Annotated in this window: 23 protein-coding genes; 15 read left to right on the top strand and 8 right to left on the bottom strand. The window is 67.3% G+C overall.

Features of this window, described 5'->3' with window-relative positions:
* The first annotated feature begins 70 nt into the window (after positions 1-70).
* Genes ACQVDU_RS15545 through ACQVDU_RS15535 form a run of 3 tightly spaced genes read left to right on the top strand, consistent with a single transcriptional unit; the run spans position 71 to position 1,072 of the window.
* A complete protein-coding gene (locus ACQVDU_RS15545) occupies positions 71-490 on the top strand; it encodes a nuclear transport factor 2 family protein (RefSeq protein WP_443477620.1) in 420 nt (139 codons plus the stop codon).
* 13 nt (positions 491-503) lie between these two features.
* Positions 504-860 carry a hypothetical protein gene (locus tag ACQVDU_RS15540; protein ID WP_443477619.1) on the top strand — a complete coding sequence of 119 codons (357 nt, stop codon included), beginning with the start codon at positions 504-506 and terminating at the stop codon, positions 858-860.
* A complete protein-coding gene (locus ACQVDU_RS15535; RefSeq protein WP_443477618.1) occupies positions 857-1,072 on the top strand; it encodes a hypothetical protein in 216 nt (71 codons plus the stop codon). The genes ACQVDU_RS15540 and ACQVDU_RS15535 overlap by 4 nt, the downstream gene beginning before the upstream one ends.
* Positions 1,073-1,214: 142 nt before the next feature.
* On the opposite strand, the gene ACQVDU_RS15530 is transcribed toward ACQVDU_RS15535, so the two are convergent.
* From ACQVDU_RS15530 to ACQVDU_RS15520, 3 genes are all read right to left on the bottom strand, one after another.
* Positions 1,215-1,517 carry a type II toxin-antitoxin system RelE/ParE family toxin gene (locus ACQVDU_RS15530; RefSeq protein ID WP_443477617.1) on the bottom strand — a complete coding sequence of 101 codons (303 nt, stop codon included), beginning with the start codon at positions 1,515-1,517 and terminating at the stop codon, positions 1,215-1,217.
* Positions 1,518-1,528: 11 nt separating this feature from the next.
* On the bottom strand, positions 1,529-1,780 hold the full coding sequence (locus ACQVDU_RS15525; RefSeq protein ID WP_331791079.1) for a ribbon-helix-helix domain-containing protein: 252 nt from the start codon (positions 1,778-1,780) through the stop codon (positions 1,529-1,531).
* A 74-nt stretch (positions 1,781-1,854) separates the two neighbouring features.
* A complete protein-coding gene (locus ACQVDU_RS15520) occupies positions 1,855-2,427 on the bottom strand; it encodes a YdeI/OmpD-associated family protein (protein WP_443477616.1) in 573 nt (190 codons plus the stop codon).
* A gap of 75 nt (positions 2,428-2,502) precedes the next feature.
* Here ACQVDU_RS15520 and ACQVDU_RS15515 point away from each other — a divergent pair, with 75 nt between their 5' ends.
* Positions 2,503-2,988: a dihydrofolate reductase family protein gene (locus ACQVDU_RS15515; protein WP_443477615.1), complete on the top strand. Its 486-nt coding sequence runs from the start codon at positions 2,503-2,505 to the stop codon at positions 2,986-2,988.
* Between the two features lie 61 nt (positions 2,989-3,049).
* On the opposite strand, the gene ACQVDU_RS15510 is transcribed toward ACQVDU_RS15515, so the two are convergent.
* The 4 genes from ACQVDU_RS15510 to ACQVDU_RS15495 all read right to left on the bottom strand — a co-directional run bounded on the left by ACQVDU_RS15510 (position 3,050) and on the right by ACQVDU_RS15495 (position 5,197).
* Positions 3,050-3,226: a hypothetical protein gene (locus tag ACQVDU_RS15510; RefSeq protein WP_443477614.1), complete on the bottom strand. Its 177-nt coding sequence runs from the start codon at positions 3,224-3,226 to the stop codon at positions 3,050-3,052.
* 96 nt (positions 3,227-3,322) lie between these two features.
* On the bottom strand, positions 3,323-4,111 hold the full coding sequence (locus ACQVDU_RS15505; protein WP_443477613.1) for a hypothetical protein: 789 nt from the start codon (positions 4,109-4,111) through the stop codon (positions 3,323-3,325).
* Between the two features lies 1 nt (position 4,112).
* Positions 4,113-4,334: a hypothetical protein gene (locus ACQVDU_RS15500; RefSeq protein ID WP_443477612.1), complete on the bottom strand. Its 222-nt coding sequence runs from the start codon at positions 4,332-4,334 to the stop codon at positions 4,113-4,115.
* Between the two features lie 188 nt (positions 4,335-4,522).
* A complete protein-coding gene (locus ACQVDU_RS15495) occupies positions 4,523-5,197 on the bottom strand; it encodes an HD domain-containing protein (RefSeq protein ID WP_443477611.1) in 675 nt (224 codons plus the stop codon).
* 96 nt (positions 5,198-5,293) lie between these two features.
* Between ACQVDU_RS15495 and ACQVDU_RS15490 the strand changes: the two genes are divergently transcribed.
* From ACQVDU_RS15490 to ACQVDU_RS15440, 11 genes are all read left to right on the top strand, one after another.
* Positions 5,294-6,139 (top strand): IclR family transcriptional regulator, encoded by an 846-nt coding sequence (locus ACQVDU_RS15490; RefSeq protein WP_443477610.1) that lies wholly within the window; start codon positions 5,294-5,296, stop codon positions 6,137-6,139.
* 44 nt (positions 6,140-6,183) lie between these two features.
* Entirely contained in the window at positions 6,184-7,458 is a 1,275-nt protein-coding gene (locus tag ACQVDU_RS15485; RefSeq protein ID WP_292728045.1) for a cytochrome P450, read from the top strand.
* Between the two features lie 5 nt (positions 7,459-7,463).
* The gene (locus ACQVDU_RS15480) at positions 7,464-8,537 is read left to right on the top strand and encodes a PEP/pyruvate-binding domain-containing protein (RefSeq protein ID WP_292728043.1); all 1,074 of its coding nucleotides are present in this window, start codon (positions 7,464-7,466) and stop codon (positions 8,535-8,537) included.
* 30 nt (positions 8,538-8,567) lie between these two features.
* Positions 8,568-10,406, top strand: a complete 1,839-nt coding sequence (locus tag ACQVDU_RS15475; RefSeq protein ID WP_292728041.1) for a PEP-utilizing enzyme — start codon at positions 8,568-8,570, stop codon at positions 10,404-10,406.
* A gap of 8 nt (positions 10,407-10,414) precedes the next feature.
* Positions 10,415-11,173: an SDR family NAD(P)-dependent oxidoreductase gene (locus ACQVDU_RS15470; RefSeq protein ID WP_443477609.1), complete on the top strand. Its 759-nt coding sequence runs from the start codon at positions 10,415-10,417 to the stop codon at positions 11,171-11,173.
* Between the two features lie 26 nt (positions 11,174-11,199).
* Positions 11,200-11,520 carry a 2Fe-2S iron-sulfur cluster-binding protein gene (locus tag ACQVDU_RS15465; RefSeq protein ID WP_292728037.1) on the top strand — a complete coding sequence of 107 codons (321 nt, stop codon included), beginning with the start codon at positions 11,200-11,202 and terminating at the stop codon, positions 11,518-11,520.
* 12 nt (positions 11,521-11,532) lie between these two features.
* A complete protein-coding gene (locus ACQVDU_RS15460) occupies positions 11,533-12,816 on the top strand; it encodes an NAD(P)/FAD-dependent oxidoreductase (RefSeq protein ID WP_292728035.1) in 1,284 nt (427 codons plus the stop codon).
* Positions 12,817-12,830: 14 nt separating this feature from the next.
* Complete coding sequence (locus ACQVDU_RS15455) at positions 12,831-13,475, top strand: HD domain-containing protein (protein WP_443477608.1); 645 nt, start codon at positions 12,831-12,833, stop codon at positions 13,473-13,475.
* Positions 13,472-14,980 (top strand): aldehyde dehydrogenase family protein, encoded by a 1,509-nt coding sequence (locus ACQVDU_RS15450; protein ID WP_443477607.1) that lies wholly within the window; start codon positions 13,472-13,474, stop codon positions 14,978-14,980. Before ACQVDU_RS15455 ends, ACQVDU_RS15450 begins: the two co-directional genes overlap by 4 nt.
* A 134-nt stretch (positions 14,981-15,114) precedes the next feature.
* Entirely contained in the window at positions 15,115-15,573 is a 459-nt protein-coding gene (locus ACQVDU_RS15445) for a MarR family winged helix-turn-helix transcriptional regulator (protein WP_292728031.1), read from the top strand.
* 24 nt (positions 15,574-15,597) lie between these two features.
* Entirely contained in the window at positions 15,598-16,083 is a 486-nt protein-coding gene (locus ACQVDU_RS15440; RefSeq protein ID WP_443477606.1) for a glutathione peroxidase, read from the top strand.
* Here the strand turns inward: ACQVDU_RS15440 and ACQVDU_RS15435 are convergent.
* On the bottom strand, positions 16,080-16,340 hold a 261-nt coding region (locus tag ACQVDU_RS15435; RefSeq protein WP_443477605.1), incomplete at its 5' end, for an integrase core domain-containing protein. The two genes, ACQVDU_RS15440 and ACQVDU_RS15435, sit on opposite strands and share 4 nt — an antisense overlap.

The raw sequence follows: 16,340 nt of genomic DNA, 5'->3' as shown, positions 1-16,340 counted from the left end.
ACATATAGGGACCATGGTCCCCGTGGCCACACGTCGGTACGCCGACTGCGCGGATCGCTAGTGTCGAGCCATGGCGGTGCACGACGACGGGATGCAGACGAATGTCGACCGATTGGTCAACGAGTACCTCGCGAGCCTGGAGGCCGCGGATGCCGATCGAGTGATCGCGCTCTTCGCGCCAGGCGGGATCGTCGAGTCTCCCCTGTATGGCACGATGCCCGCGGCGGAGTTCTACCCCGCACTGTTCGCCGACACGGCTAGCTCGCGGCTGACGCGGCGGGCAACGATGACCGGATCAGCCGAAGGCCGCGGGGTCGTCAGTTTCTGGTTCGACTTCGACTGGACCCTCTCGACCGGCGAACCCGCTCCCTTCACCGTGGTCGATGTCGCCGAACTCGACGAGCACGGCCTGATCGAGCGCCTGCACATCGTCTATGACACCCATCCGATCCGGGATGCCTTCAATGACGCTCACGACGGCGAGAACTGATCCGGAGTCGCGGATGAAGAGACAGACTCGAGCGGCAGCCGCCGCGGTGGCCGCTGTAGCCACGCTCGGCCTCACCGGGTGCAACATCGACCCCTCGGCGCACTTGTATCGAGAGATGCACGAACTCACCGACCAGAAACTCGCTCATGACCTCGAGTACTCACTTACCCGCGTGAGTGACCTCATGTTCCGCAGCGTCGAGGCACGAGAGTTCTCGCCCGAAGAACTCGACAACGCGTTCGTGAATGTCGTACTCGACTACCAAGACACGTCTCCGCCTCCGATACCCCAGGGGCGCGCCCTTTACGATCTCGAGGTCACCGGCGATCAAGCGTCTTCTCGCTCTTCCTCGCCGAAGGATCCGTGGTGAACGCCGGCCTCTCCCACGGTGAGGCCTACGCTCACGGATGCGGCATACTCACCGGCACCTTCGGCACACCCTGGATGACACTCACCGCCACCGAATGTCCTGGGGCCTTCACAGCCTGGGCCATGTCGAACTCCCGCGACAGATCACCGACAGTCTCACTCGAGGAAATCGCCGAGCGGCACGAACTCGACGTGAAGACGGACCGGCCCTAAGGACGAGCTGCAGAGAGTTTTGCGGCTCGGCGTCACATCATTACGGGCGGCGCTCCGCTCGGCGGGTGCTCGAGCTGCGCGAGGTGATGGGAGCCTCGACCGCCGAGGCGTGACGACGCGACGGACGGGAACGTGCGTTCATTCACTCGGTCAGTCGGGCGGGGATGTCTCGGCTGGAGTGGAGCAGGTGTCTGACATCGACGTACTCAGCCGTGTCAAAGTAGATGATGACGTGCGGGTAGGTTCGCAGCGCGAAGACCCGGACGCCCGGGATGCCGAGCTCGACCTCGAGCCGCGGAGATCCGATGGCCGGGTGGTCGCCGAGCGCCACCAGTGCAGCTTCGTACTCGTCCACCAGGCCGAGGGCGGCGTCCGGCGCACCCTCGTCCACGTAGAAGGCGATCGCGGAGCGCAGTTCCGCCTCGGCGGTGGTGCGGGTACGCACCCACTTGCCGCTCACCGAGCGGCAGCGGTATCGCCGGTGGTGCGGATCACGCCGCGGAGCCGTTCGAAGTAAGCACCGTCCATGGTTTCGGAGAACTCCGCTTCCGCCGATGCGAGGATGCGTTCGCGGAGGAGGGATCGGTCTCGGTCGTAGCGGATCAGTTCACGCACGTACTCGCTGGTTGTGCCGAAGCCTCGCTCGGAGACCTGTTCGTCGACAAACTGCTTCAACGAATCGGGGAGCGAGACATTCATCGTGACCATGTGGTCAGGATACGACCCTTGGCAAGAATTGCCAAGGGTCGCTCGGATCGCACGCGCCGTCCGGACCAGGGCGGTCAGTGGAGAGTCTCCCCCTGTTCGAGCATCCGGACATACTCGGCGACGCGGGCGGCGCGGGACTCGGGGCGCTTGAGGTTGCCAACGCGGAACGACATCGCGAAGCGGTTCTGGGCGGACTGGGCAGCGAACGCAGCGGCGATCTTCGGGTCGGCATCCAGCGCCGCCTGCAGCTCGGCGGGGATGTCGCCGTCGCTCTGGCGGTAGGCGGCATCCCACCGGCCGTCGGCCTTCGCGCGATCGATCTCGAGCTGGCCCGCGGGCCGCATCCGTCCTTCGTCGATCAGGCGGGTGACGTGCGCGATGTTGACCTTCGACCAGAGGCTGCGCGGCCGGCGCGGAGTGAAGGCCTGGAGGAAGTAGTCGGCATCCAGTGACTGCTTCTGTCCGTCGATCCAGCCGAAGCAGAGCGCGACATCCAGCGCCTCGGCGTAGGTGATGCCCGGCTTGCGTGTGGCCGTCTTGCGCAGCCGCAGTCGCATGCCGTCGGGGCTCGGATCGGCATCCAGCCACTGCTCCCAGTCTTCGACGGTGTCGACATGAAGGACGGGCTTGTCGTTGTGGGCGACCATCCTCGAAAACTACCCCCTCGCACCGACACCGCTCGGCGTGGTGGACTGTGCGCACCGTGTCGACGAGGAGGACTGATGGCCGCACGCTTCGTGTATTGGATGAACGTCTCGCTCGACCTGTTCATCGAGCAGGCGCACGACGAGCAGGGCGGCGGCGACTGGATGAGCATCGGCGACGAGCTGCACGAGGAGTTCAACGCGCGCGCCGAGGCGCTCACGATGATGGCGCAGGGCCGCAAGGTCTTCGAGACGATGGAGAGCTTCTGGCCCGAGGCGCCTTGCAACACGACGGTGTTCGGCGGGGATGACGCCATGGAACGCCTCGGCGAGCTTCGGGCGAGCTCGAGCGGCGACATCGGTGTGGGCGGGGCGGATGTCGCGACGCAGCTGCTCGCGGCCCGACTGCTCGACGAGGTGCTGCTCTTCACGCATCCGGTGATCCTCGGTTCGGGACGACCGCTCTTCGATGGGGTGACCTCGCCGGTGCGGCTGGAACCGCTCGAGCAGGCGACCTACACCGGTGGCGTGACGATGCACCGCTACGCGATCGTGGATGCCTAGCAACGGCGATCAGGCACCTCTGGCCTGAATCGTCCACCAGTGGTCGTCGAGTGGGCCGGTGTCAGAAATCGAGGATGCCGTCGCGCGCCCTCTCCGGATCGGGCAAGTGTCGCGTGTCGAGATCCTCCATGAGGTGGATCGCGGCATACAACGCACGTACGGCACGACCAGCGTCATCGAACACGCGTAGCGTTCGGCGCATGCGGCCTTCGGGGTAGGTGGGATGCGTGAACTTCACTTCGACCCGTGTGCGTGGCCATTCGTCGATGGCCTCGACGCGCGGGTTGGCGAGCCCGTCCGCGAGCGCTGATGTTCTTCCGTCCGACGCACTCCATTAGTAATCGAGGCTGTCGAACTCTCGCTTCACGGATTCGATCGCGGCGGTCTGATCGGCGGGGTCGATTGGGACAAGGTCCCAACTCAGTTCGGGCCGAGACGACGATGGCTCGGCAGCGACGGGCGCCTTGGCTGTCAGCGCTTGCATCAGTGCGTCCTCGTCGAGTGCTTCGGCGTGCACGTCTGCGGCGCGTAGGCGTGACGGTAGGGTCTCGGGCACAGGCCACACAACGTAGCGGTACTTGTACGTCGCACTCCCCCCGTCACGGTCGGCATCGGGTGGCCCGTCGTAGACCACGAGATGAGCGGATGCCCGCTCTTCGAAGACGAATGCCGCCTTGCGGTCCGCCAGCACCCGGTGTGTGGTTCCATCCGTCGCGAGAACCGACAACTGCCGCTGTTGGTGCCACGCGGTCGGATCATCCGGGTCTGGGAACTCTCCCGAGGTCATCCAGAGGCCGTGCGACGTTGCACCAATGGGCTGGGCGTCCTCGAGCATCGTGAAGCGCGTCACGCTCCCGTCGACGGAGACGTGCACTGCAGCGGCCTCTCCCTCCGGGAAGCTGAGATCCTCTGACTCCATCGGCCGATACACGACCCACATCCCCCACGGGGCAGCGAGCACGGTGCTGGTCACACTTCGGTGCCCCACTGACAGATCCGACCAGGACACGACCTGAGGGTCCCGCCCGTTTGCGTCGATCGTGGCTACGGGGTCGTCAAGATGCACCGCGATCACGGCAGAGCCGACCGTCACCTCAACCCATCGATGAGCATCCCGTTCCATCTCATGACCCTCTCAGCCCAGCGACCTCTCCTTTGGCCATGAGCGCGAAGACGAGGATGAACACGGCGACGAGGGTCGTGAACGCCGCGATGCCCGGTACGGTCGCGTCGCCGGCAAGCATCGCGCAACCCGCTGAGGTGTCCTCGTAGTCACAACTGCGCCAAGGCTGGAAGAAATACACGACGATGACGAGCGCCCCCGCGAGCGCGACGATCGCGGCCACGGAAACCAACCACCGCCGCAGGGCGATGCACGTTTGAGGGGTGTGCGAGCGCATTCCCGCCTGGTCATACTGAGCGTCGGGTCATGACGGGACGTTACTGGCGTAAGGCAGCCGTTGCGCCCCAGGCACGTTTGGCGCGATAAACCGCAGCCCGGGCACCACACCGGTGTGCGCGAATACTCCACCTCTCATCGGCCCTGACGCTGGGGAGCCTGATCGATCGATGCGATAGAGATGAGCGCGCCGGCCATCGCCTTCGCCTCGGGCGTGAAGAGCGCGTCCTGCACGCGCGCCGCCGTGATGCGGAGCGACTCGTCGGGCGTCAGCTCGAACCAGCCGCACACGATCCTGATGCCGTGCGGGGTAACCCGCCAGGTCTTGTCGGCATCCTTCACGATGGCGTCCTCGATCGACAGCGCCTCGCGGCGGGAGTCATGTCCGTCGATGATCTCGACGACGCGGTCGATGATCCGTTCTGGTCGAGCGAGCACAGTCAGCACCTCCCGTGCGATGCGCGCACCCTCCCTCTCGTGATGCAGAACAAGGTCTGGGCGGCCCCCGCCCGGGGCGATCGCCTCGAGGATCTGGTCGTCGGGCACTCGCGACCAGCCGGTGTCATGCAGGAGGATCGCCGGGAGAACAACCTCAGGATCTGCCTCCGGGATCGCCCGCAGCAGCGCTCGCGCGATCCCGTACGCGTAGAGCGTGTGGCTGTCGTTGTTTCGCACTGCAAGGTGCGGCGCCGCCAGATTCCACACGGCGTCGTCCTCCGACCGCAGCGACACGATCGCCCCGATGGCGGACGAGGGAGGGATGTGTGCACTGATATCGCGATCAAGCCGCGTGCTCGTCGATGAGCCCATGAGAGCACACTCCCAGCTGCCGCACTGAAGCGGCAGGTACGCTTCCACTCACCGGAAGCGCATCGCCGCGCTGCCGGCGACTACGAGGAGGTACGCATGGCCGGTCGCACATCGCAGCCGGGGCAGTCGGTCACGGGTCGGGTGCTGTCGATTCTGGCGGTATTCGAGGATAGTCTCGCACCCCGCAGCCTGACAGACCTCGCCACGGAGACCGGGCTCGCACTGAGCACCACACACCGCCTTCTCGCCGAGTTGGAGGAGTGGGGTGCGCTCCAGCGCGACGTCAACGGACGCTATCAAATCGGCCTACGCCTGTGGGAGCTCGGGCAGCACGCGGGCCGACAGGTGCGCGAGATCGCGCGCCCCCTGCTGCAAGACCTCTACAGCCTCACGCAGGAGACCGTGCACATCGCGATCCGCGAGAACACCGAAGTGCTCTACATCGACCGCGTGTACGGCACGCGCCGCGTCCCGCAGGCCTCGCGGGTCGGTGGGCGCCTTCCCCTGCATGCCACAGCGGTCGGCAAGGTGCTGCTTGCCTACGAGGAGACCTGGCTGCGCGAGGCGGTGCTCGCCCAGCCGCTGGAGAGCCGGACTCCGAATACGCACGTCGACCCTGCGGGACTGCGGCTCGAGCTGGAGCTGATCCGGGCGCGCGGGTACGCGCTCACCGTCGACGAGGTGCGCATGGGGTCGGCCTCGATCGCGGTGCCGATCTTCCAGCGCGGCGACGGAGTGATCGGCGCCTCGCTCGGGGTAGTGACGACCGCGGAGAAGGCCGGCGTGCTCGAGCGTCACCTGCCGGCGCTGCGGGGAATCGCCCGGCGCATCGAAAACAGTGTCGGTGCCTTCCCCCTGCGCAGCATGATGCCGGCCGGCAAGCAGGTCGCTTCCACTCAGTGGAAGGACATGCGGGGCTCCGAGCACGACGACGTTCAATGAAGACATGCCGCACCGATGCGGCGCAGACACGAAGGGGAGTCGTCATGGCGACACCATCCGCACCCGCCGCCGAGGCTGTTGCGGCCGGATGCCCGGTCGATCACGGTCACCACGGCTACAGCCCGTTCGACATGACCGATCCCTTCGCCGCGTACGCCGAGCTGCGGCGCGACGAGCCGGTGATGTATGACGAGCGCATCGGCTACTGGGTTGTCACCCGGTGGGCCGACGTCCGCGCGGTGTTCGAGGACTGGGAAACCTTCTCGAGCGAGAACGCCCAGCAGCCCGTCCGCGAACGCGGCCCCGAGGCGACTCGGATCATGCAGGAGGGCGGCTTCACCGCCTACTCCGGCCTCTCCGCCCGCACTCCCCCGGAGCACACCCGCATCCGCGCCATCGCGCAACGCGCGTTCACCCCACGTCGCTACAAGGCGCTCGAACCGGCGATCCGTGAGAACACTCGCGCGGCGCTGGATCGCATGCTCGCGTCCCCCGACGGCACTGGCGACTTCCTCAGTGACATCGCCTTCGACATTCCTACCATCACGATCCTGACGCTCCTGGGCGTAGACCCGGCGATGGTCCCCACCTACAAGAAGTGGTCGGACTCCCGAGCGGCGATGACCTGGGGCGACCTCGACGACGAGCAGCAGATCCCCCACGCCCACAACCTCGTCGACTACTGGCAGGAGTGTCAGCGCCTCGTCGTCGAGGCCCACCGGGCCGGCGGCGACAACCTCATCGCGGACCTCGTCGGCGCCCAGGACGGCGGGGCCGAGATCACCGACCACGAGATCGCATCGCTCTGCTACAGCCTGCTGTTCGCCGGCCACGAAACGACGACGACGCTCATCGCCAACTCTATCCGCGTGCTCCTGGGCCACCGCGAGTCGTGGGAGGCGATCGTCGCCGACCCGTCGCGCATCCCGTCGGCCATCGACGAAGTGCTGCGCTACAGCGGATCGATCGTCGCGTGGCGGCGCAAGGCACTGAAGGATACCGAGATCGGCGGCGTCGCGATCCCCGAAGGCGCCGGCATCCTGCTGGTCATGGGGTCCGCGAACCGCGACGAGAACGTGTTCGCCCACCCGGAGGAGTTCGACATCGACCGCGTCGACGCGCGCAACCACATGTCGTTCGGGTACGGCATTCACTACTGCCTGGGCAACATGCTCGCCAAGCTCCAGGACCGCATCGTGCTCGAAGAGACGATCGCCCGCGTCCCGAGCCTCCGACTGGCCGACGATGCCCAGATCGGCTTCCGCGAGAACCTCTCGTTCCGCGTCCCCACCTCCGTCCCCGTCACCTGGGAGGACTGACCACCATGTCTCGCAGCCTCTTCATCCGCTTCTTCGATGAGTCCGGGCCCGCGCCCCTCGAGGAGCTCGGCGGCAAGTGCGCCTCTCTCGTGGCGCTCACCAACGCCGGGATGCCCGTCCCGCCCGGCTTCGCGGTGACCACGGCCGCCTACACGGCGTTCATCGAGCTGTCCGGAATCGCAGACGACATCCACGCCTGGCTCTCGGCGCTCGACCCGGATGACGTCGCGCACGTCGACGAGGTCTCGGCCCGCATCCGCGAGGAGATCGAGGGAAAGCCCGTTCCGCAGGAGATCCACGACGAGTTCACCGTCGCCTATGCGGCGCTGCAGGCCCGCTTCGCCGAGGAGACTCCCGTCGCGGTGCGTTCCTCGGCCACCGCGGAGGACCTTCCCGACGCGAGCTTCGCCGGCCAGCAGGACACCTACCTCTGGCTGCGCGGTCGCGACGACGTCGCCCACCACGTGCGTCGCTGCTGGGCCTCGCTCTACACCTCGCGGGCGATCATCTACCGACTGAAGAACGGCATCCCGAACGAGGGCCTGTCGATGGCCGTGGCCGTCCAGAAGATGGTGGATGCCAAGACGGCCGGCGTCGCGATGACGATCGACCCGTCCAACGGCGACCGCTCGACGATCGTCATCGACGCCGCGTGGGGACTCGGCGAACTCGTCGTCTCGGGCCAGGTGACCCCCGACAACCTTCACGTCGACAAGGTGATGCTCTCCGTCGCGGAGGAGCACCTCGGCGACAAGCACATCGAACTCGTGCCCGACCCCGACGCGCGCGGCATCGTCGAGCGCGAGGTCGAGCCCGAGCGGCGCGCCGTCCGCTGTCTGACCGACGCCGAAGTGAAGGCCGTCGCAGCGATGGCCAAGCGCGCAGAGAAGCACTTCGGCTCGCCCCAGGACATCGAGTGGGCGATCGACCGCGGGCTTCCCGACGGCGAAAACCTCCTCTTGCTGCAGTCCCGCCCCGAGACGGTGTGGGCGGGCAAGGCGGATTCGAAGGCCCCCACCACACAGGGCTTCGGCATTTCGAGCATCACTGCTTCCCTCATGGCCCAGATCGGGCGCTGACCGCACCACCCCATCCTGAAAGGAACCGACATGTCAGAGGCGACCGCTGTCATCGCGCCTGTGCGCAACTCCTTCCCCAGTCCCTACGAGCAGCCGGCTCCCGCCGGGGCGGAGGGCTGGAAGGACCTCTACGCCTACAACCTCGTCTTCCAGGAGAACCGACGCGAGCTCGAAGAGGGCAAGTTCTGGTTCTGCGACAGCCAGCACTGGCCGACTGTCACCAAGCCCTTCGAGACGATCGGGTTCGAGTTCGCCGTGGGATGCCTCGGCCAGTACAACTCGCGCCAGCTGCTGATCCCCACCGCGAACGGCATCGAGTACCGCATCCACAACGGCTACGTCTTCATGTCGCCGGTGGTGGTGGACCCCGCCGACATCGAGGCCCGCGTCCCGCAGTTCATGGAGCGCGCCGGCCACTACTTCCAGAACTGGGAGTCGCTGCTCGAGAACTGGCACGGCAAGCTCCATGCCACGATCGCCGAGCTCGAATCGGTCGAGTTCACCGCCCTCCCCGACGCCATCGCCCGCGAAGACGTCCTCGCCGGCAAGGGCACCGGACCCTCCACCGAGCTGCTCGCCGACTACGACCGGATCATCGCGCTGGCCTACCGGGCGTGGCAGTACCACTTCGAGTTCCTCAACCTCGGGTACGTCGCGTACCTGGACCTCTTCATGTTCTGCAAGGAGGTGTTCCCGCGCATTCCCGACCAGGCGATCGCCACGATGGTGCAGGGCGTCGACATGGAGCTGTTCCGCCCCGACGACGAGCTGAAGAACCTCGCCAAGATCGCGGTCCGCGACGGCCTGACCGGCCTGTTCGACGACACGTCCGATGCGGCGACCACCCTCGCCGCGATCGCGGCGCACCCGTCGGGCGGCGCGTGGATGGATGCCTGGCAGAGCGCGCAGGATCCGTGGTTCAACTTCACGACCGGCAACGGCTTCTATGCCCACGACGAGTACTGGCGGGATGTCCCCTCGATTCCGCTCGGCTTCATCGCCGGCTACATCGAGCGCCTCCAGAACGGCCATGACATCGACCGGCACGTAGCCGATCTGGTCGCCGAGCGCGATCGCATCACCGAGGAGTACGCGGAGATGCTCTCGGGCGAGGTGCTCGAGACCTTCCGCGGCAAGCTGGGGCTTGCCCGCACGGTCTACCCGTATGTCGAGAACCACAACTTCTACATCGAGCACTGGACGATGGGGGTGTTCTGGCGCAAGGCGCGGCAGCTGTCGAAGATGCTGCACGAGCAGGGGTTCTGGCCCGAGGCGAACGACATGTTCTACCTGCGGCGCGACGAGGTTCGCGAAGCGCTGTTCGACTACGTCAACGCCTGGATGGTGGGCGCTCCCGCGATCGGGCCCGACTACTGGCCGGACGAGATCCAGCGCCGCCGCGGGATAGTGGACGCCCTCTCGACCGCGCGCCCGCAGCCCGCGCTGAACACCCCGCCCGAGGTCATCACCGAGCCCTTCACCCTGATGCTGTGGGGGATCACCGACGACCAGATCCAGAACTGGCTCGGCAAGGGCGATGTCCCCGAGGGAACCCTCAAGGGCATGCCCGCCTCGCCCGGCACGGCAGAAGGGCCTGCGCGCGTCATCTCGACGGCCGATCAGCTCTCCGAGGTGCAGGAGGGCGAGATCCTCGTCGCTCCGGTCACCGCGCCCAGCTGGGGGCCGATCTTCGGCAAGATCCGCGCAACCGTCACCGACATCGGCGGCATGATGAGCCACGCCGCGATCGTGTGCCGCGAGTACGGGATGCCCGCCGTCACCGGCACCGGCACCGCATCGGTCGACATCGTCACCGGGCAGATGCTGCGCGTCGACGGGACCAGCGGCACCGTCACGATCCTGGACTGAGGACAGAGATGGACAGCACCGCGAGGTCGCCCCGCACCGTGATCGTCACGGGCGCCGCCGGGGGACTCGGACGAGCCTTCGCCGAGGCGTTCGCGCGACGCGGCGACCTCGCGGTGATCGCCGACGTCGACGAGGCGGGAGCCCAGCGCGCGGCGTCCGCCATCGTCGAGGCCGGCGGGAAGGCGATCGGTGTCCGTGTGGACGTGACCGACGCCAACTCCGCCCGGGAACTCGCCGCAGCCGCGGCAGCGGCGGGCGACGGCGGCATCGACGTCATCGTCAACAACGCCGCCATCTACGCGACCCTCACCCGATCGCCGTTCGAAGAGATCGACGAAGCCGAGTGGGACCGCGTCATGGCGGTCAACCTCAAAGGTCCGTGGCAGGTCGGCCGTGCCTGCTCCCCGCTGCTGCGGGAGGGCGCCCGCATCGTCAACATCGCCTCGGCGACCGTGATGAGCGGATCGGCCCAATGGGCCCACTACGTCGCGAGCAAGGCCGGCGTCATCGGTCTGACCCGGGTGATGGCGAAAGAGCTCGGCGTGCGCGGGATCACGGTGAACGCCGTCGCCCCCGGCTTCACCCTCACCGAAGCGAGCCACTCGCTCATCTCCCACGCGGAGTCCTACGGCGTCGACCGCGGCTCGATCAAGCGCCCCATCCACCCCGACGACATCGTCGGGGCCGTGGAGTTCCTCGCCAGCCCCGAGGCTGCCTTCGTGACCGGTCAGACGATGGTCGTCGACGGCGGTCGCCAATTCCTCTGAACATCCGACCCGACAGGGAGCACACCATGAGCACCGTGATCTACACCGCCGACAACGGCACCGTCACGACGATCGAAGGCCGACCCGGCGACTCGATCATGGAGACGGCGGTGCGAAACGGCGTTCCGGGAATCGTCGGAGAGTGCGGCGGGAGCCTGTCGTGCGCGACGTGCCACGTCTTCGTCGCCGATGACACCTTTGAGATGGTCGGCGGCCCGGGTGATCTCGAGGACGAGATGCTCGACGGCACCGCCGTGGATCGTCAAGACCACTCGCGTCTGTCGTGCCAGATCACGCTCGAAGACGGCTGCGAGTACCACGTCACCACTCCTTCCGAACAGCTCTGAGAAGACCCCGCCATGGAGACCACACTCATCGTCGGCGCCTGCCAGGCCGGCGTCCAGATCGCATCCGTGATGCGCGAGCGCGGCGACGCCGACCCGATCATCCTGATCGGGGAGGAGGCCCACCGCCCGTACCAGCGGCCGCCGCTGTCGAAGGGGTGGCTCAAGGGCGAGCTCGAGCCCGACGACGTCATCCTGCGCAACCGCGACTGGTTCGCCGACCGCGAGATCGACCTGATCACCGGCGACCGGGTCGTCACCGTGAGACGCCGACCCGACGGCACCGGAACAGCGACCACCGAGGGCGGCCGTGCGATCTCCTTCACCCGTCTCGCCCTGGCGACCGGCGCCGCAGCGCGCAAGCTTCCCATCGACGGCGCGGACTACCGAGGTGTCCACTACCTGCGGGATGCGGACGACGCGATCGCGCTGGGACCGGCTCTGCGCGATGAGTCGTGCCAGAACGTCGTCGTCATCGGCGGCGGGTTCATCGGGCTCGAGGTCGCCGCCGTCGCGCGGGGCCTCGGCCGCACGGTGACCGTCCTCGAAGCCGCGCCCCGCCTGGTCGGGCGCGTCGTCGCCGAGGAGACCAGCGCGTTCTACCTCGATGCCCACCGTCGTCGCGGAACCCGGGTCGTCCTGGATGCCCGCATCGCCCGGATCGTGGGAGATGACGCTGCCGTCGCGCACGAGAAGGGCTCTGTCACAGGCGTCGAGCTCGCGGACGGCACGATCGTCCCCGCCGATCTCATCGTGATCGGCGTCGGCGTGATCCCCCGTGTCGAACTCGCCGAGCAGCTCGGCCTCGACGTCGAGGCCGGGATCGTCGTCGACGAGGCCTGCCGCGCCTCCGACGGCCGGACCGTCGCGGCGGGCGACTGTGCCCTGATGCCGAACCCCTATCCGCTGGGTGTGGGGGGAAGGATCCGACTGGAGAGCGTCAACAACGCGTTCGAGCAGGGCAAGATCGCCGCGGCCACCCTGATGGGCGAGCCCGGCACCTACCAGGGTGTGCCCTGGTTCTGGTCGGACCAGGCCGACCTGAAGCTCCAGATCGCAGGTCTGTCCACCGGCTACGACGCCGTCGTCGTTCGAGGTGAACCCGTGAGCGAGCGCTTCAGTGTCCTGTACTACCGCGAGGGTCGTCTCATCGCGGCTGACTGCATCAATCAACCCGTGGACTTCATGGCGGTGCGCAACACCCTGAACAAGGGCGGGACGATCCCCGCCGAGACAGCCGCCGATACCGCCATCCCCCTGAAGAAGTCCGCCGTTCTGCCCGCGACCACGGCCGCGTGAGAGAGAGCATCCTCATGACACTTCCCATCGCAGCTCCCGTCGACCTCAGTCCCATCGCCGCTGACGTCGAGCGAGATGACCTCGATCCGGTCTGGCGCTCCATCGTCACCGAGTCGCGGGCACGCGCGAACGACATCCACCTGCCGATCTCGTTCGCGTTCGCCGAGCGGCTGTGCGACGCGTATCCCGAGGCCGACGCGCTGGTCGTGCGCGTCGCAATCCTGCTCCACGACACCGGCTGGGCGCGCGTCGACGAGGACCGCATCATCAGCGAGGGCTTCTCGGGGGACTGGCGCCGGGCCGACGTGCGATACGAGCACGAGCGGCACGGATGCGACATCGCCCGCACCGTCCTGCCCCCGCTCGGCTACGACGCCGACTTCATACAGCGCGTCGTCGACATCATCGACGGGCACGACACCCGCCCGGAGTCGCACTCGCTCGAGGACTCTCTCGTCCGGGACGCTGATCGCCTGTGGCGGTTCACCCCGGCAGGGATCGCGCTGGCATCGGGCTGGTTCGGCCTCACGCCGGCCGAATACACCCGGCGCCTGCGGTCGGAGATCATCCCCGAGCTGCTCACCGATGCCGCCGTGCAGATGGCAGAGACCGAGCTCGCGCGGTCGGAGGTCCTGCTCAAGACGGAGCAGTTGGCATGAGCGTGCTCGAAGGGTCCATGATCGATCAGCTGCGCGCAACGCACCGCGCGGCAGCCGCCACGCTGCCGTACACGCACGTGGCCGACCTGCGGATCGGCGGCGCGTCGGTGCGATCGACCGGATCAGCGCACGAGACCGTCGTCGATCCGGCGACGGGTGAGACCTGGGGCTCGGTCCCCGAAGGCACCGCGTCCGATGTCGATGCCGCGGTGGCTGCCGCCCGCGCGGCCTTCCCCTCGTGGGCGGCCCGTACGCCCACCGAGCGTGCCGACGCGCTGCGGCGCATGGCCGATGCCGTCGAGCGCCGCGCCGAGGTGCTCGCCATCACGAACACGCTCGAGAACGGCTCCCCGATCGCCGAGACCGGAGGGGCGGCATCCAATGCCGCCGCGATCCTGCGGGTGTTCGCGAGCTTGTCGAGCTACCTCGAGGAGCCCGACATCCGTCCGTTCCCCGGTGGGGTGAACGAAACGGTGGTCGCCCGCGACCCGATCGGGGTGTGCGCACTCATCGCCCCGTGGAACTTCCCGATCAACCTCGTCGTAATCAAGCTTGCACCCGCCCTTCTGGCGGGATGCACCGTCGTGATCAAACCCGCCTCTCCCACTCCCCTGTCGATCCGCTTCCTCCTCGATGCGGCCGACGAGGCGGGCATCCCGCCCGGTGTCATCAATCTCGTAACCGGTGGAGGTGCCACCGGCGAGATTCTCGTGCGGCACCCGGATGTCGACAAGGTGGCGTTCACCGGTTCGACGCCCGTCGGTCGCCGGATCGCCGCCGCGTGCGGCGAGCTGCTGCGACCGGTCACTCTCGAGCTGGGCGGCAAGTCGGCGGCGATCATCCTGCCCGATGCCGACCTGGACGCGATGTCGAGCGTGCTCGTGCGCAGCTGCGTGCGCAACACCGGGCAGACCTGCTACATCTCGACACGGCTCATCGCGACCCCGGAGCGCTACGACGCGCTGGTCGACATGGTGACGGCGACCGTGGGTGCCGCCCGCGTCGGCGACCCCCTCGACCCCGCGACGGTGTTCGGTCCGGTTGCCACCGCCGCGCAGCGGGATAAGGTCATGGGCTACGTGCGCTCAGGCATTGCCGAGGACGCGCGGGTCACCGTGGGCGGTGACATCGCGCCGCCGATCGAGGGCGGCAGCTTCGTCGCCCCGACGGTGTTCGCGGATGTCAGCCCGGACATGCGCATTGCGCGCGAGGAGATCTTCGGCCCCATCATCACGATCATTCCGGCACGGGATGTCGACGACGCGGTGGCGATCTCGAACAGCACAAATTTCGGGCTCGGCGGCATCGTGTTCGGATCGGATGAGGATGCGGCGTTCCAGGTCGCGCGACGGGTGGACACCGGCTCGATCGGTGTGAACTTCTTCGCGTCCAACCACTACGCACCGTTCGGCGGACGCCATGACTCCGGACTCGGGGTCGAGTACGGCATCGAGGGTCTGAACGCCTATCTCACGCCGCAGTCCGTCCATCGGCGGAGCCGCTGACTGGCTGATCGAACGCCGGCGCGCGGCCGAGGCGAACGCAGAGGCAGGGACCTGGAAGAACGGAGAACTGGAAAGCCTCCTGTTCCGAACGTGGTGACCTTGCATCCTAATAACTTGCATGCAAAGCTTCATCCGTGACCGAAACCGCCGCGACCGTCGAAGATGCCGTGTGCTTTGCGGTGTACTCCGCGGCGCAGGCAACGGTGCAGCTCTACCGCGATCTGCTCGCGCCGTGGGGCGTCACATATCAGCAGCTGCTCGTGCTCGGCATACTGTGGCGTGAGGGATCAACCAGCCCGAGCCGCATCGCGGCTGAACTTCACCTCGACGCGAGCACGATCACGGGCATCCTGAACCGCCTCGAAGCTTCAGGGCTCATCGAGCGCTCACGCCCGGCAGGCGACCGGCGCGCTGTCGCGGTGGCCGCGACCGAGGCATCCGCGGAGCTGCGGGCCTCAGTTCACCAGGTGCTCGGCTGCGTCGCCGATGCGATGAACCTCGATCCGGATGCCGCGCGCAGCCTGATCGGCACCCTGCACGATCTGCGCGACAACATGGCCGGTGCCGACCGCCCCTCGCTTCGCTCTGCCTGACCCTCTCCCCCGAAAGGAACTCCCATGGATCTCTCCGACATCCCCGTCACCACCCTTCGCGGCGAGCAGACCACGTTCGGCGCGCTCACCGGCGGCAAGGCCGCGCTCGTCGTGAACGTCGCGTCGCGCTGTGGGCTCGCTCCGCAGTACGAACAGCTCGAGGAGCTGCAGAAGACCTATGGTGAGCGCGGGTTCACGGTCATCGGGTTCCCCAGCAACCAGTTCCTGCAGGAGCTGAGCTCGGAAGAAAAGATCGCCGAGTACTGCTCCGCGACGTGGGGCGTGACGTTCCCGATGACAGAGAAGGTCAAGCTCAACGGCAAGAACGCGCACCCGATCTACCAGCAGCTCACGACCGTCCCGGGAGCCGACGGCAAGGCGGGCAAGATCTCGTGGAACTTCGAGAAGTTCGTCATCAGCCCCGACGGTCGCGTGTGGCGCTTCAGCCCCCGCACCCTGCCCGACGCCCCCGAGGTCATCGAGGCGATCGAAGCAGCGCTCCCCGCCTAATTGTGATGTCCAGGCAGGTTGTTGAGTCTGCTGAAGGGTGGGGCTCCGATCGCGGAGTGGCGCCTGTGCTGATTGTAGAAGTGCAGCCAACCGGGCAGCGCGGCGCGACGCTCGCTGTCTGAGGAGTAGAACCGGGCGTATGCCCAGCCGTCGGCGAGGGTACGGTGGAACCGCTCGATCGGGCCTTGACCCTTGATCGTGGACACGGTGTCGGGTGGGTTATGCCGCTTCCGCGAGGGTAGCTGATCTCGCGGCTT

This window comes from Microbacterium sp. F2, assembly GCF_052274505.1.
Taxonomy (GTDB): domain Bacteria; phylum Actinomycetota; class Actinomycetes; order Actinomycetales; family Microbacteriaceae; genus Microbacterium.
This window is presented reverse-complemented; position numbering and strand designations above follow the sequence as displayed.

Excerpts from the sequence above, each read along its gene's own strand:
- ACQVDU_RS15525 (WP_331791079.1), bottom strand. The coding sequence starts at position 1,780 with ATGGTCACGATGAATGTCTCGCTCCCCGATTCGTTGAAGCAGTTTGTC.
- ACQVDU_RS15490 (WP_443477610.1), top strand. The coding sequence starts at position 5,294 with ATGGCCGGTCGCACATCGCAGCCGGGGCAGTCGGTCACGGGTCGGGTG.
- ACQVDU_RS15440 (WP_443477606.1), top strand. The coding sequence starts at position 15,598 with ATGGATCTCTCCGACATCCCCGTCACCACCCTTCGCGGCGAGCAGACC.
- ACQVDU_RS15480 (WP_292728043.1), top strand. The coding sequence starts at position 7,464 with ATGTCTCGCAGCCTCTTCATCCGCTTCTTCGATGAGTCCGGGCCCGCG.
- ACQVDU_RS15545 (WP_443477620.1), top strand. The coding sequence starts at position 71 with ATGGCGGTGCACGACGACGGGATGCAGACGAATGTCGACCGATTGGTC.
- ACQVDU_RS15540 (WP_443477619.1), top strand. The coding sequence starts at position 504 with ATGAAGAGACAGACTCGAGCGGCAGCCGCCGCGGTGGCCGCTGTAGCC.
- ACQVDU_RS15505 (WP_443477613.1), bottom strand. The coding sequence starts at position 4,111 with ATGGAACGGGATGCTCATCGATGGGTTGAGGTGACGGTCGGCTCTGCC.
- ACQVDU_RS15485 (WP_292728045.1), top strand. The coding sequence starts at position 6,184 with ATGGCGACACCATCCGCACCCGCCGCCGAGGCTGTTGCGGCCGGATGC.
- ACQVDU_RS15455 (WP_443477608.1), top strand. The coding sequence starts at position 12,831 with ATGACACTTCCCATCGCAGCTCCCGTCGACCTCAGTCCCATCGCCGCT.
- ACQVDU_RS15475 (WP_292728041.1), top strand. The coding sequence starts at position 8,568 with ATGTCAGAGGCGACCGCTGTCATCGCGCCTGTGCGCAACTCCTTCCCC.
- ACQVDU_RS15495 (WP_443477611.1), bottom strand. The coding sequence starts at position 5,197 with ATGGGCTCATCGACGAGCACGCGGCTTGATCGCGATATCAGTGCACAC.
- ACQVDU_RS15520 (WP_443477616.1), bottom strand. The coding sequence starts at position 2,427 with ATGGTCGCCCACAACGACAAGCCCGTCCTTCATGTCGACACCGTCGAA.
- ACQVDU_RS15470 (WP_443477609.1), top strand. The coding sequence starts at position 10,415 with ATGGACAGCACCGCGAGGTCGCCCCGCACCGTGATCGTCACGGGCGCC.
- ACQVDU_RS15465 (WP_292728037.1), top strand. The coding sequence starts at position 11,200 with ATGAGCACCGTGATCTACACCGCCGACAACGGCACCGTCACGACGATC.
- ACQVDU_RS15460 (WP_292728035.1), top strand. The coding sequence starts at position 11,533 with ATGGAGACCACACTCATCGTCGGCGCCTGCCAGGCCGGCGTCCAGATC.
- ACQVDU_RS15515 (WP_443477615.1), top strand. The coding sequence starts at position 2,503 with ATGGCCGCACGCTTCGTGTATTGGATGAACGTCTCGCTCGACCTGTTC.
- ACQVDU_RS15450 (WP_443477607.1), top strand. The coding sequence starts at position 13,472 with ATGAGCGTGCTCGAAGGGTCCATGATCGATCAGCTGCGCGCAACGCAC.